Annotated in this window: 15 protein-coding genes; 2 read left to right on the forward strand and 13 right to left on the reverse strand. The window is 63.0% G+C overall.

Annotation, left to right across the window (positions count from 1 at the left end):
• Window positions 1–2: 2 nt before the first annotated feature.
• Genes CO664_RS09110 through yajC form a run of 4 tightly spaced genes read right to left on the reverse strand, consistent with a single transcriptional unit; the run spans window position 3 to window position 4,183 of the window.
• Window positions 3–842: a phytoene/squalene synthase family protein gene (locus tag CO664_RS09110; protein ID WP_097538481.1), complete on the reverse strand. Its 840-nt coding sequence runs from the start codon at window positions 840–842 to the stop codon at window positions 3–5.
• A 21-nt stretch (window positions 843–863) separates the two neighbouring features.
• Window positions 864–1,250 (reverse strand): Mth938-like domain-containing protein, encoded by a 387-nt coding sequence (locus CO664_RS09115; protein WP_037422862.1) that lies wholly within the window; start codon window positions 1,248–1,250, stop codon window positions 864–866.
• Window positions 1,250–3,802 carry a protein translocase subunit SecDF gene (gene secDF / locus CO664_RS09120; protein ID WP_097538482.1) on the reverse strand — a complete coding sequence of 851 codons (2,553 nt, stop codon included), beginning with the start codon at window positions 3,800–3,802 and terminating at the stop codon, window positions 1,250–1,252. The genes CO664_RS09115 and secDF overlap by 1 nt, the downstream gene beginning before the upstream one ends.
• Window positions 3,803–3,850: 48 nt before the next feature.
• Window positions 3,851–4,183 (reverse strand): preprotein translocase subunit YajC, encoded by a 333-nt coding sequence (gene yajC, locus CO664_RS09125; protein WP_037422867.1) that lies wholly within the window; start codon window positions 4,181–4,183, stop codon window positions 3,851–3,853.
• Window positions 4,184–4,496: 313 nt separating this feature from the next.
• On the opposite strand from yajC, the gene CO664_RS09130 reads away from it, so the two are divergent.
• On the forward strand, window positions 4,497–5,372 hold the full coding sequence (locus CO664_RS09130) for an ATP-binding protein (RefSeq protein WP_037422916.1): 876 nt from the start codon (window positions 4,497–4,499) through the stop codon (window positions 5,370–5,372).
• 27 nt (window positions 5,373–5,399) lie between these two features.
• Here CO664_RS09130 and CO664_RS09135 read toward each other — a convergent pair whose 3' ends face one another.
• On the reverse strand, window positions 5,400–6,740 hold the full coding sequence (locus CO664_RS09135; protein WP_234819526.1) for a LysM peptidoglycan-binding domain-containing protein: 1,341 nt from the start codon (window positions 6,738–6,740) through the stop codon (window positions 5,400–5,402).
• 40 nt (window positions 6,741–6,780) lie between these two features.
• On the opposite strand from CO664_RS09135, the gene CO664_RS31160 reads away from it, so the two are divergent.
• Window positions 6,781–6,927 carry a hypothetical protein gene (locus CO664_RS31160; protein ID WP_234819527.1) on the forward strand — a complete coding sequence of 49 codons (147 nt, stop codon included), beginning with the start codon at window positions 6,781–6,783 and terminating at the stop codon, window positions 6,925–6,927.
• Between the two features lie 169 nt (window positions 6,928–7,096).
• On the opposite strand, the gene CO664_RS09140 is transcribed toward CO664_RS31160, so the two are convergent.
• The 8 genes from CO664_RS09140 to CO664_RS09180 form a co-directional block, all read right to left on the reverse strand.
• Window positions 7,097–7,747 carry a biotin biosynthesis protein BioC gene (locus CO664_RS09140; RefSeq protein WP_097526809.1) on the reverse strand — a complete coding sequence of 217 codons (651 nt, stop codon included), beginning with the start codon at window positions 7,745–7,747 and terminating at the stop codon, window positions 7,097–7,099.
• Window positions 7,748–7,965: 218 nt separating this feature from the next.
• On the reverse strand, window positions 7,966–8,619 hold the full coding sequence (locus CO664_RS09145; protein ID WP_097538483.1) for a protein-L-isoaspartate(D-aspartate) O-methyltransferase: 654 nt from the start codon (window positions 8,617–8,619) through the stop codon (window positions 7,966–7,968).
• Entirely contained in the window at window positions 8,616–9,386 is a 771-nt protein-coding gene (gene surE, locus CO664_RS09150) for a 5'/3'-nucleotidase SurE (protein WP_097526810.1), read from the reverse strand. The genes CO664_RS09145 and surE overlap by 4 nt, the downstream gene beginning before the upstream one ends.
• Before the next feature lie 26 nt (window positions 9,387–9,412).
• Window positions 9,413–10,696, reverse strand: coding sequence for a serine--tRNA ligase (gene serS, locus CO664_RS09155; protein WP_097526811.1), 1,284 nt, complete (start codon window positions 10,694–10,696; stop codon window positions 9,413–9,415).
• A 139-nt stretch (window positions 10,697–10,835) separates the two neighbouring features.
• On the reverse strand, window positions 10,836–11,678 hold the full coding sequence (tatC, locus tag CO664_RS09165; protein WP_037422884.1) for a twin-arginine translocase subunit TatC: 843 nt from the start codon (window positions 11,676–11,678) through the stop codon (window positions 10,836–10,838).
• Entirely contained in the window at window positions 11,675–12,388 is a 714-nt protein-coding gene (gene tatB / locus CO664_RS09170; RefSeq protein WP_097538484.1) for a Sec-independent protein translocase protein TatB, read from the reverse strand. The genes tatC and tatB overlap by 4 nt, the downstream gene beginning before the upstream one ends.
• A gap of 70 nt (window positions 12,389–12,458) precedes the next feature.
• A complete protein-coding gene (locus CO664_RS09175) occupies window positions 12,459–12,665 on the reverse strand; it encodes a twin-arginine translocase TatA/TatE family subunit (RefSeq protein WP_018239649.1) in 207 nt (68 codons plus the stop codon).
• A 91-nt stretch (window positions 12,666–12,756) separates the two neighbouring features.
• Window positions 12,757–13,866 carry an ABC transporter ATP-binding protein gene (locus CO664_RS09180; protein WP_037422892.1) on the reverse strand — a complete coding sequence of 370 codons (1,110 nt, stop codon included), beginning with the start codon at window positions 13,864–13,866 and terminating at the stop codon, window positions 12,757–12,759.
• Window positions 13,867–13,909 lie beyond the last annotated feature (43 nt).

Below are 13,909 nucleotides of genomic sequence, written 5' to 3' on the forward strand. Positions count from 1 at the left end.
CGTCAAAAACGCCGGCGTCGGCTCGCGCGCCACATCCGCCATTGCCGTTGCCACTGGGGCGGCTGGATCGAATACCGCAGGATCCGGGCTCCGGCGGCCTCGGCGCGCTCGAACACCGGCTCGGCAAGAGCAACGGGAACGAAGGCCGAGAAATTCTGCGGAGAGATCGAACCCGAACTCTTGCGCGCCTTGGCGAGATGATCGCGGCCGAGCCCGCAGAATGCGCGAACGGCCCTGCCGATCGCGACCTCGTCGCGCCCGTCCAGCAGCATCTCCCGGTCGAGACCGGTCGCCCGCAGGAGGTCGGCGGGAAAATAGACCTGGCCGCGCCGGCAATGGACCGGCAGGAGCAACAAAAGGCCGGCGATCGTCTGCGCAACGCCGGCGTGCCCGGCAGCCTCTGCGGACATTCCGGCGTTCGCCGGGTCGAGAGTGAGCGAAGCCAGCTGAATGAGTGCGGACGCCGTTTCGCCCGCATAGCCCTCCAGCGCCGTCGTGTCCTCCATCGGGTCGTCGTAGAGGTCGAAAATGCGCGCATCGATCATGTTCTGCAGAACGGCAACGGGCAGACGATGCTCGGCAATTGAGGCAAGCAGCGCCTCGGCTAGCGGGTGGCCCTCGCCCCCCGAATGGTTCTCCAGCAGGTCACGCCACCATTGCAGCCGAATTTCGCCGGGAAGCGGCTCGTGTACCAGGTCGCGGATGCGGGCGATCTCGGCGTTGAAGGCGTAGAGGCAGGCAAGCGAGTGCCGCTTTTCCGGCGAGGCGAGCAGGCATGCGAGATAGCGGTCGCGATCGGTGTCCCGCAGTGTCGCGAGTATCTGGGGATCTGGCATTTGCACGCTGCGATTCCTTCGGCTCGATCACACCGCAATCAGGGCTGCAGCGACGGCGCGCGATTCTGCCAGCATGACATTGTAGGTGCGAACCGCCGCGCCGGTATTCATCGGATCGGACGAAATATCGGCGGCCTTCAATGTTGCCTTCAGATCCGCCGGCAAGGGTCTGATGTCGCGGCCGGTCCCGACGAGCAGGACTTCGATCGCGTGAGCCTCGCCAAGCACGCGACGGAATTTCTCGATCGCCAGCGGATCCCCCTCGGCGACGTCCCAGGCATAGACGCCGGAGGGCAGCAGCAGCACCGAGCCGCGGTGCGACATGTCGGCGAAGCGGAAGCCGCCATTGCCGTAGGCGTCGATAGGCGCGCGTCCCGGAAAGTGCGCTTCGCGCATTTCGATACCTTTTGCCATCAGGCCGCCCCCGTTGCCGTACCCGGCGTCGTCCCGCGTCCTCCCAACTCGCCGCCGAGACGATTGTTTCGACGGTTGAAGAGAATGAGCACCGGCCCGGCGATATAGATCGACGAAACCGTCCCGATAACCACACCGAAGAGGAGCGTCGCGCTGAAGGATTGCACGAGGCGGCTCCCGCCGAACAGGTAAAGCGCAACGAGGGCAAGCGCCGTCGTCGTCGCCGTGAGGATGGTACGCGACAGGGTCTGGTTGATCGATGCGTCGATCAAGACCGAAAGCGGCATCCGCCGATAGCGCGCCAGGTTCTCCCGGACGCGGTCGTAGATCACCATCGTGTCGTTCAGCGAGTAGCAGACAATGGTCAGAAGCGCTGCGAGGCTCGCGAGATTGAATTCGATGCCGGTCAAGACCAGGAAGCCCACGGTCAACAGCACGTCGTGAAGCGTGGTGATGACGGCACCGGCAGCAAACTTCCAATCGAAGCGCAACCAGACATAGAGGATGATGGCGAGTATCGCCGCCGCGACTGCGAGCGTACCGGCGCGCGTCAGTTCTCCGGACACCGCCGGGCCGACGACCTCGACACGGCGGAAGCTGTAGTCACCTTCGAGCTCGGCGCGGACCAATCCCATTGCGGTCTGATCGGCGTTGTCGCCTGCCTCCTGCGATGGGATGCGCAGCAGGATATCCCGCGCCGAGCCAAGCCCCTGAATCTGGACCTCGCCGAGGTTCAATTCGTCGAGGCGGGCGCGGACGTCGGCGACGTCGGCTGTGCCTTGCTTTGACCGGAGCTCCAGAAGAGAACCACCCTTGAAGTCGGCCCCCATGTTGAGCCCGAGGCTCACCAGCAGGACGAGCGAAGCAAGCGAGAGCGACGCCATCAGGATGAACACCGGATTGCGGAGGGCCATGAAGCGGATATCGGCCTCGGCAAAGAAGCCTGTGCGGATACCCCTTGGCAGATGTTTCGGCCGGCGGCGGCGATACCATCCGCGGATGAGCCGGCGGGTCAGGCTATGCGCCGTTAGGATGGTCGTGACGCTGCCTATGGCGAGCGTCGTCGCAAACCCGCTGATCGCTCCGGTGCCAAGCAGGAAAAGGATGACGCCCGCAATCAGCATCGTCAGGTTCGCATCGATTATGCTCCTCAACACGCGCGAAAAGCCGTTGTCGAGGGCCTTGCGCAACGGCTCACTGCTGTTGCGCACCTCCTCTCGCAGCCGCTCGTAGATAAGAACATTCGAATCGACCGCCACCCCGATCGTGAGAACGATCCCGGCGATCCCCGGCAGGGTCAGCGTAATTCCGAGAAGGGAGATTACCGCGATGATGAGCACGACGTTGACGATCACAGCGACCACGGCGACAAGGCCGAAGAAACCGTAGAACCCGATCATGCAGGCGGCGACCGCGGCTGCCGCGACCAACCCGGCCTTTAAGCCGTTGGCGATCGCGTCCGTGCCAACTTCCGGACCGACCGTGCGCTCTTCGATGACCGTCAGTGAGGCGGGAAGCGGCCCGGCTCGCAGCAGAGCGGCGAAATTCTCCGCGCCCTCCTCCGACAAGTCGCCGGAGAGCCGGACCATATCGCCTTCGATGACGTCGCCAAGCGCCGGTGTCGAGACCACCTGTCCATCTAGCACGATGGCGAATTGCCGGTTCGACGCGGCTTGCGACAGCGTTGCGAGCCGCGGGGACTTGATATCGACCACGGGTTCGCCGGTCTGATGATCAGTCCCGGGCTGCGCATCGTCAAAGTCCTCAGCGGAGGCGAAGGCCTGCCTTTCCACCAGATAAGGCACCGGCGGGTCATCCAGCGAATAGAGCACCTCCGACGCGGCGGGCGGCCGCGTATCGAGGGCTTGTTGCGCCGGCATCGATGGGTCGAGCCACCGGAAAGCAACGCTGCCCCGCTGGCTGAGGAGATCCTTGAGACGTTGCGGGTCCTCCAAGCCGGGTATCTGGATGCTCAAGCGATCGCTGCCGCGGCGCTGGATCACCGGTTCCGCGGCCACCACTTCTCCGACGCGGCGACGCACCGCCTCGATCGACTGGGCGAGCGCCGCGGACAGCCGGAAATCGATGCCCTCGTTGGTCAGGCGAAGCTGAACCGGCTCCTGCGCCGTCGTCTCGTCGACGACCAATTCCCGGATCGGATTGCCAGCCCGGTCCGGTGCCTCAACCGGCGCGGTGAGTGTATTGAGGGCCTCTCGGGCTGCCGCTAACTGCGACGTATCGCGCAGCCGAAACTGAATTTCCTGACCGCTGCCGGAAAGGCCGGTATAGCCGATTTCGGCGCCTCTCAGCGCTTGGGCGATGGCCTGGATCGTGGCTTGCAGGCGGTCCGCGACGATGCTGTCGCGATCAACCTTCAGAACGATATCGGAGCCGCCCTTGAGGTCGAGGCCGAGCGGCACCTGCCGATGCGGCAGCCATGCCGGCCATCCGGCAAGCTGCTCCCTCGGAACGATGTTCGGCAGAGCAAAGGCAAAACCGGCCAGGACGACCAGCCAGATCAAGGTGTTCTTCAGCGGCGAAAAGTTGGGCATGCCTTGAAATGCTCCATCGCCAGACCCGGCCGGCCGTGGCAGGTGAGGTTATTCCTTGACGGGCTCACCCTTCACGCGGACTTCGGACACGCCGCTGCGGGCGACGCGGACCTTGATTCCCTCGGCGATTTCGACCTCGAGTTCCGCGTCGTCGATAACCTTCGTCACCTTGCCGATGATACCGCCGCCGGTAACGATCTGATCGCCGCGGCGGATGTTCTTCAACAGCTCTTCGCGACGCTTCATCTGCGCACGTTGCGGGCGAATGATCAGGAAGTACATGACGACGAAGATCAGGATGAACGGCAGGATGGACATCAAAATGTCGGCCCCGCCGGCGGCGGGCGCGGCAGTCTGCGCAAAAGCTTCGGTAATGAACATCGATCACTCCTTGAGTTCAACCCACGCGGTTACTTTGCCCGCGCGAAATCCGACGGGAATATAGGGAAGCAATCCCACGACACAAATGTCGGCACCCTTCTCCGTTGCTCCTGCCTCTGACATAATTTCCGCAACAGGAGAACCCCTTGAGGGCGGAGAGCCGGGCTTTTCCAGCGCAAACCGCCGTGCTACCGACAAAATCATACCGCCGGCGGAGAAACGGCCGGATAGATCAAGCAACTGCACCGGACCCCGCATCTTTCGCCAGGAGCGTGAGCCAAGCCCGCAGACCAGTATGCCCGGAGATATAATGATGCGCGAAAGCAAGCTCGACATTCTGATCAATGAAGTGCAGAGGCTTTCGGCAGCGCTCGACCGGATCGCCGGGCCGGCGCCGGCGGAGAACGACTGGAACGAAGCAGAATGCTTCGTCTGGGTCCCCGTTACCCGCCATTTGCAACCGGTCACCAAACCGAATCGCATCGATCTCTCGTTGATCACCGGTGTCGATCATGTCCGCGACATCCTCTTCGACAACACGCTTCGCTTCGCAGAGGGTTTTCCCGCGAACAACGTGCTCCTCTGGGGCGCACGCGGCATGGGCAAGTCATCGCTGGTCAAGGCGGTACATGCGAAGGTGGCGCGCGACAGCGGCGGCGGCCTCAAGCTCGTTGAGGTGCATCGCGAGGACATCGCGTCCCTCCCCGCGCTTATGGACATCCTGCGGCAAGCCCCGATGCCGGTGATCGTTTTCTGCGACGACCTTTCCTTCGATCACGACGATACGTCCTACAAGTCGCTGAAGGCCGTTCTTGACGGCGGAGTGGAGGGCCGCCCGGCAAACGTCGTACTCTATGCGACCTCGAACCGCCGACACCTTCTGCCGCGCGACATGATGGAAAACGAACAGTCGACTGCCATCAATCCTTCGGAGGCGGTCGAGGAAAAGGTCTCGCTCTCGGATCGCTTCGGGCTATGGCTCGGCTTCTACAAGTGCAGCCAGGACGACTATCTGGCCATGGTCGACGGCTATGCGCGCTATTTCCATCTGCCCGTCGAACCGGCATCGCTGCATGCCGGCGCCCTCGAATGGGCGACGACGCGGGGATCGAGATCCGGCCGCGTCGCCTGGCAATTCATTCAGGATCTGGCTGGCCGTCTGCGCCGTCAACTGGACGAGACGGCATGATCGGGCGCGCAGGGCGCCCGATGAAGACTATTCGAGGAAAGTCGCCGGGTTAACCGGGGTCGCATTCTTGCGAACCTCGAAGTGCACCTGCGGCTGGCTCGCCTTGCCGGTCATGCCGGAGGCGGCAAGCGTCTGGCCGCGCTGGACCTTCTCGCCGCGCTGAACCTTGAGCTGCGAGGCGTTGCCATAGACCGTGACGGTGCCGTCATCGTGGCGGACCAGGACGGCATTGCCCAGTTCCTTGAGGCTGCTGCCGGAATAGATGACCACGCCGTTCTCTGCCGCCTTGATCGGCGTGCCTTCGGGCACCGAAATATTGATACCGTCATTGCGGTTGCCATCGACATTGGCGCCATAGGCGGCAACCACCGCGCCGCGGACCGGCCAGCGATATTTGCTGATGCCCGTCGACTTCGGAGACTCCTGGTCGATATCGGTCTTGATAGCGACGTCCGAAACGCTCTCCTTGGCGACCGGAGCCTTGTATTCCGCCGGCTTGCCCTGATCGAGCGAAGCCACTTTCGTTTCCGTTTTGGCCGGTACGGAGGCCGTGACGACGGCATCGGTCGCCGCTGCTCCGGCTGCAGGCATCTTCAACTTCTGGCCGACGCGAATAGCTTCCGCCGTCAGACCGTTTGCCTGCTTCAGCGCCGCGACGGACACGCCGTTGGCCTTGGCGATCTTGTTCAGCGAATCCCCCGGCTTGACGGTGTAACCGCCATCCGAGCCGTCGCCTGCACCGGCATTGTTGAGCTTGCCGGCGGCCACATCGTTGCGGCCTTCGCTCTTTTCGCGGGACTGAGACTGGCCGGGAAGGATCGCCATCTCGCGCTGGCCGGTGGGAAGCGGCGAAGGCTGCCTCTTTCCGCCTTCGAAGTCGGCAATGGAACCAGAGGCTGCGGCCTTTGCTGCACTGCTCGAAGCGCCAAAGGTCGGGACGATAAGGCGTTGACCTGGCTCGACCTGGCTTGCCGACTTCAAGCCGTTCGCCTTGAGGATTTCCTTCTCGGGAACTCCGAAGCGGCGGGCCAACACGGCAACCGTATCGCCTGGGCGCACCATGATCGTGGGCGCATTCGCCGTCGTCCAGCCACCTTTGTTCGGAGTCGTCTTGAGATCCGACGGCAGCGGCTCAGCCTTTGCGAGTATGGGCTGCGGTTGGCGGGCGGCGGGAAGCGCCTGCGGCTGACGCGTTGCGACCGGCGCCGGCTCCGCCAAGGCAGTACGCTGAACGCTGACCGGCGTCGAAGCGGCCCGGGCGCTGGAGACCGGCGTACTCGCCGTGCTCATCGGATCGTAGGACGCGGCCTGCGCGGAACTCGGAAAAGCCTGGCCGTAAGAGCCGCCGGAACCTGCGGATGAGGCCAATTGGCCGCCGGAGATATCGCCACGTGGAACATTCCCCGGGATGGAACTGGTGGTGATGTCATCCGAACTCGAAAAGAGCCCGTTGAAACGGCTGACGTCGGAGCTGCAACCGGTCGCGACGCTTGCCAGCAAAACCGCCCCGCACAGGCGGATCAAAGACTTCCCTGCACCGGGAGATGAAAATTGACGCATGACGCTTACCCACTCCGAACGCAACTCGCTGTGGAATGATTAAAGCGCATTAGAGTTACCGCCCGGTTAAGGGCGGGACTCATTTGACAAAATGCTAACCATAGGATGTCCGCGCATCCGTGACGCAGAAGCCTTTCCGCCCGAAATGCCGCAGAGGCAACAGCTCAAAGGAGCTCGGAATAGAGGCGCTCGATTTCCGACAGCGACCGCGATTCAGGCAGCTGCTCCTCATAGCTGATGCTGCCGACGTCCCAACCGACGAAGGGTGTTTCGCGGACCGGCGTATCGGTGGAACCGACTGAAGAGACAGCCTTGTCCTCGTCCAGGAAGACGCTGACGAGTCTTTCGAAATTTCCGCCCGTGTCCAATCCGCTTCCGGCATCGTATTCGAGCGACCGCAAGCCGGCCAGAGCCGCCTCCCTCGTGCCGAAATAACGCAGGCTGTTCTGGTCCTCCGTGCGGAGGCTGTCATAGTAGTCGATGAAGGAACTATAATAAGCCTTGTAGTCGCCGGTCTCGGCATGCTTCCCAAAGGCCTGATATTCGCGCGCAGCCAGCTGTGGGGAAAGCGTGTTGTTCCACTCGTCCCGGGTCAAGGGCGGCAGTTTCTCCGGCGCCTTTCTTGTCCGGCTGAGATAGAGCAACGCATCGACCGACAGCGAAATGCGTGGCGTCGGATCGAAAAAGCTTGTCGGAGTTGCCTGGACGCCGCCATCGTCCTTGCTTCCGGAGACGACCTGCCCGGCGGGACGGCCGGCGAGATTGCCCAAACCGTCGCCCGTCGTCGCTGCCGTCAGCCTGTTCGCAATCTCCATCCACCGTCTCCGTCACTGGCACGAGGGAGCGGGTCGCCGTCGAGGCAGCGCGCCTTCAGCCATCGTGCCCGTCCGGGCTAAGGGCTGAAGCTTGCGCGAAGCTGGATTTGGTTAAGAATGGGTTAACAGGCTGATCCGCAAGGGGTTTGCTGCGTCGAGGGAACGGCGCAGCGGTGCCTCAGCCACCTCCGGCAGCCGAGAATCAGATCACCCGTCCATCAAAGAAACGATGCGAGCTGCGGTACGATCGGAAGATAGGGCGCATCGAACAGGTCTTCACGATCGAAACGGCTGCCCGTCCGGCTGACCCGCACGATGCGGCACTGTGTTTCGCTCATCATGATCGGCACGAGCAGAGTACCGCCGGAGACGAGATGGTCGGAAAACATTCGAGGCAGGCTGCCGAAGGCGGCGGTGATAAGAATTCGGTCGAAGGTCCCCTCGCCCGGCACTCCGGAACTGCCATCCGCCTGCCTGACCACGACATTGCGGATGCCAGCTTTTTCGAGGTTCTTCTGCGCCGAACTCACCAATGTCTGGTAGCGGTCGATCGTCAGGATGCGTTCGGCGATGCGACCCATCACTGCGGCGGTGAAGCCGCTGCCTGTCCCGACCTCGAGAATCCGCTGGCCCGGTTTGATGTTCAGGCAATGCAGCAGGCGGACTGCCAAGTCGCAACCTTCCATGAACGAACCGCAGTCGAGCGGTATCAATCGTTTGGAATAGACCCCGTCCTGGTACTGCGGCGGACAGAAAATGCTGCGCGGCGTCTGCTCGACGGCCTTGAGCAAATCGTGATTGACCACGCCGGCGGAACGAAGGCGCAGCGCCATCGCTGCAAAGCCTTCCTGCTGCGAAACGCGTCCGTTCAAGCGCCTGTCCCTTCCCGCAGTGCGCGCGCAATGCGCTCCTGGACGGTATAGTCGGTCATATCCAGTTTAAGCGGGGTTACCGAAATCCGGTTTTCGCGCACAGCGTGAATGTCGGTGCCGGAGCGGAAGTCGCCGGAGCGCTCGCCGAAGCGGAGCCAGAAATAGGGAAATCCGCGGCCATCGATGCGTTCGTCGATGCTGAGGCCGAATTCGAGCTTGCCTTGTGAGGTCACTTCGACGCCCGCCACCGCATCGGCCGCGCAATCGGGGAAGTTCACATTGAGGAGCGTGCCATCCGGAAGCGCGACATCCATCAAGGTACGGATCAGGGCGGGCGCATGGGTCTCGGCCACGTCCCATGAGACTGCGCCGCCGACGGCATGCCGGTAAGCCTGGCTGACGGCGATCGACCGGATTCCCTGCAGTGTGCCCTCGATTGCGCCGGCGACCGTGCCTGAATAGGTGACGTCGTCGGCGAGATTGGCGCCGATATTGACGCCCGAAAGGACGAGATCCGGCCTACGGTCGAGGATCTTGCGCGCTGCCATGATGACGCAGTCGGTCGGCGTTCCCCTGAGGGCGAAACGCCTCTCCGCCACCTGCCGCAATCGCAGCGGCTCCGACAGCGTCAGCGAATGGGCAAGGCCGCTCTGGTCCACTTCCGGAGCGACGACCCAGACATCGTCCGAGATCGTCAGGGCGATCCGCTCGAGGACAGAAAGCCCTTCGGCATGAATGCCATCGTCATTGGTCAGCAGGATGCGCATGCCGGTCTCTTTCGCTTGCCCGCGCTTCAGGCCGCCTTCTCGATGCGTCTAAGACCGCCCATATAGGGGACGAGAACCTCCGGAACGGAGACCGAGCCGTCGTCATTCAGATAGTTCTCGATGACGGCGATCAGCGCGCGGCCGACAGCGACGCCGGAACCGTTCAGCGTATGGACGAACTTCGTGCCCTTTTCCTCCTTGGTGCGGTAGCGTGCATTCATGCGCCGCGCCTGGAAGTCGCCGCAGACCGAGCAGGACGAGATTTCGCGGTAAGTATCCTGCCCCGGCAGCCAGACCTCGATATCGTAGGTCTTGCGTGCGCCGAAGCCCATGTCGCCGGTGCAGAGCGTCATGACCCGGTAGTGGAGCCCGAGCCCTTTCAGCACCTCCTCGGCGCAGGCCGTCATCCGCTCATGCTCGTCGATCGAGGTCTCGGCGTCGGTGATCGACACCAGTTCGACCTTGTTGAACTGATGCTGGCGTAGCATGCCGCGTGTGTCGCGGCCGGCAGACCCCGCCTCCGAGCGGAAGCATGGCGTCAGGGCCGTGAAGCGCAGCGGCAGCTTTTCGCCCTCGAGGATCTGCTCGCGCACCATGTTCGTCAGCGGAACCTCCGCCGTCGGGATCAGCCAGCGATCGTCCGTCGTGCGGAAGAGATCTTCCGCGAATTTCGGCAGCTGGCCGGTTCCATACATCGCATCGTCGCGGACGAGCAGTGGCGGCTGCACCTCGATATAGCCGTGCTCCTGCGTATGCAGGTCCAGCATGAATTGGCCGAGGGCGCGCTCCAGGCGGGCAAGCTGACCCTTCAGAATGGTGAAGCGCGAGCCGGCAATGCGTGCGGCCCCTTCGAAGTCCATGAACCCCAAGGCTTCGCCGATTTCGAAATGCTCGAGCGGCTTGTGATTCCACGTGGGCTTGGCGCCGACGGTGCGCTTCACGACATTGCCGCTCTCGTCCGGACCGACCGGGACGTCCTCAAGCGGAACGTTCGGGATGCGCGAGAGCGTATCGTTGAGCTCGGCTTCGATCCGGCGGCTTTCCTCTTCGGCAGCCGGCAGGGCGTCCTTGAGTTCGGCGACCTCGGCCTTGAGCTTTTCCGCGAGTTCGCCGTTCTTCTGCGCCATGGCGGCGCCGATTTCCTTCGAGGCGGCGTTGCGGCGCGACTGCATCTCCTGCAGCGATTGCAAGACCGTGCGGCGGCGCTCGTCAAGCGCGATCAGCGATGCCGACAACGGCTCCGCGCCCCGCTTCGCCAGCGCATTGTCGAGCAGGCCAGCATTCTCACGAATCCATTTGATGTCGAGCATAGTCGTCCCACGCGTTGGTCTGCTGCATGTCTCCTCAGATCGACCTCGATTTGAGGAGACATGCAGCAATTCGAAGTGCTACAGCGACCTTTGCGCGTCCAATAAAACGCGCGGCGCTGCAGGTCACGGCGCGATTAGATCAGCCCTGGGCGGGCCCGACCGTACCCGAAGAACCTTCCTGCGAAGACGCAGACTCGCCTGCAAGTGATTCAGCTTCCCGCTGCCTTTCAACGAGTCGCGCCGTATAGATTGAAATCTCGTAGAGAAGGATGGCTGGCAGCGCAAGACCGATCTGGGAAACCGGATCCGGCGGCGTCAGCACGGCCGCGACGATGAAAGCGATGACGATCGCATATTTGCGCTTCTCGGCGAGCCCCTGCGAGGTGACGAAACCGACGCGCGCCAGTAGCGTGGTGACGACCGGCAACTGGAAGACCAGGCCGAAGGCGAACACCAGCGACATGATCAGGCTCAGATATTCCGAGACCTTCGGCAGCAGCTGGATCGCAACCTGCCCCTCTCCACCGCCCTGCTCCATGGCCAGGAAGAACCACATGACCATCGGGGTGAAGAAGAAGTAAACCAGCGCCCCGCCGAGCAGGAAAAGGAGTGGAGACGCAACCAGGAACGGCAGGAAGGCGGCGCGCTCGTTCTTGTAGAGCCCGGGCGCGACGAACTTATAGACCTGCGAGGCGATTACCGGAAAGGCGATCACCAGCGCGCCGAACATCGCCACCTTGATCTGGGTGAAGAAAAACTCCTGCGGCGCGGTGTAGATGAGTTCCACGTTACGATGGCTGAGACCGGCCCAGCTCACCGCCCACTTGAACGGCAGGACGAGGAGATTGAACAGCTGCTTGGCGAAATAGAAGCAGACCAGGAAAGCGACGAAGAACGCGCCGACCGCCCACATCAACCGCGCCCTAAGCTCGATCAGGTGCTCGATCAACGGCTGCGGCTTGTCCTCGATATCGCCGCTCATGCGTCACCTTTTTTCTTGCGCGCAAATGCGCTTGTCTTCTCGGTTCCGACGGGGGCCACGCGGTCGCCGGCTGTGGTCTTCCTAGTCGCCGCTTTCTTCGGCGCGGCCGTAGCGGCGGCTTTCTTGGTGGCTGCCTTGATTGCCGGTCCCTTGGCGCTCGCCGCCTTCTGCGAAGCTGCTCTCGGCTTAGCGGCACGCTTCGGCGTCGCCTCGGGCGCCTTCGATTCCGCCACCTTTACCTCGTCCGCCGCTGCGCGTTGCATCTGCCGGGAGGCAGACCCGACGGCCGCGGCTGCCACCGTCTCGACCGGCTTCGCCGGCATTCCAGCGGGCGCAGTCGCCGGCTCGATTTGTGGTGCAGGCGTGACAGGAGCCTCGGGCGCGACCGGTTGGGCCGGAGCGTCGGGCGTCGTCGCCCTTTGCAGATCGGATTTGATCTCGTTTCCGAGCTGCCGCAGCGGGTTCATGGCATCGCGCAATGCGGTGGTCGGATTGAGGCTTTGCGCATCGCTGATCGTCTTGCGAACCTCGTCGAGATCGGCCTCCCGCAGCGCTTCATCGAACTGGCGGCGGAAGTCGGAGGCCATGCCCCGCATCCGCCCCGTCATTCGTCCGAAGGCCCGCAGCATGGGCGGCAGGTCCTTCGGTCCGACGACGACGATCAAGACGATTGCAATAACAACAAGCTCGGTCCAGCCGATATCAAGCATCCGACGCGCCCTACAAACCCGTAATGCGGCTCACCGGACGCCAGGCGCGCCGGTTGGCCATTTCCGATCGTCAGCGGACTTCGTCGGACTTGTGCTCGACGGTCTTGCCGTCGATCGTCTTGTCGGCCGAGGCAGCGTCCTCGTCGGTCATGCCCTTCTTGAAGTTCTTGATGCCCTTGGCAACGTCGCCCATCAATTCCGGGATCTTGCCACGACCAAACAACAGCAGCACGACCACCAGGACGATCAGCCAATGCCAGATGCTAAACGAACCCATCCACTTACTCCCTCAGGCTTTATCGATTCAAAGCCATCACGTTGTCATTTTTCAGGCGCCGCTTGAAGGCGCGCCGTCATTGTGACCGAACCTAAGATGTCGAGGCGTCTTTTTCAAACACCAATATGTCGCGCTCGTTAACGGAAAGCGTGACGTCACGCAATCCTGTCGGCAACAGATCGGCCCGAATGCGGGCCCGTACCGTCCGCTCCGACTGCGGCACGGCGAGTTCCAGCAACTCGACGACGCCCAGGAAGCGACGAGACAGGATGCGCGCCGGGATGTCGCCGCCCTCCGGCTTCAACTGAACACCGGAGAGCCGCACCGCCACGCTCAAGGGCTGCCCCTCCTTGTATTCCCCGGCAGGCACGTCACCGAGCGGCGTTTCGACGCGGCCGCCGCGCACGCGCGCATCGAACACGTTGATCTCGGAGAAGAACCCGGCGGCAAACAGATTGCAGGGCTTGCGATAGAGCTCGTCGGCGGTGCCGACCTGAACGAGGCAGCCATCCTTCAGGAGCGCTATACGGTCGGCCATGCGCATGGCCTCTTCCGCGTCATGGGTGACGACGATCGCCGTCGCCCGCGTTTCGCGGAGGATCGCCAGCGTATCGGCACGAATGGAATCCTTCAGGCGGGAATCGAGACCGGAGAAAGGCTCGTCCATCAACAGCACCGCCGGCCGCGGGGCGAGCGCCCGCGCGAGCGCCACCCGTTGCTGCTCGCCGCCTGAAAGCACATGCGGGTAACGATCTGCGTAATGAAACAGCCCCACGCGATCGAGCGCCGCATCGGCCTGGATCAAAGCCTCCTTCTTCGGCAGGTCGTTCAAGCCGAAGCAGACATTGTCGCGAATGGTCATGTGCGGGAAGAGTGCGAAATCCTGGAACATCAGCCCGACGCCACGCCTTTCCGGCGGCAGGAAGACGGAGGGACCGGATATTTCCTGCCCGTTCAGCAGAAGCCGGCCGCCGGTCTGCATCTCGATGCCGGCCGCGATCCGCAGCAAGGTTGTCTTGCCGGACCCGGAGGGGCCGAGCAGGCACAGCACTTCGCCGGCCTCGGCAGTCAGCGAGACGTTCTTGATCGTGTCCTTCGAGTGATAGCGGTGGCTGATGTTTTCGAATGCGAGGCTCGCCGCAAAGGACACACCCTGGCGTCTCGTCGTCGCAACGGCGCCGTTGAGCGTGTCTGAACCCATGCCCGCATTCCTTGACCGAAGGCCTTCCGGAGGGATAGCGGCC

Source organism: Sinorhizobium sp. NG07B, assembly GCF_002532005.1.
Lineage (GTDB): Bacteria > Pseudomonadota > Alphaproteobacteria > Rhizobiales > Rhizobiaceae > Sinorhizobium > Sinorhizobium fredii_C.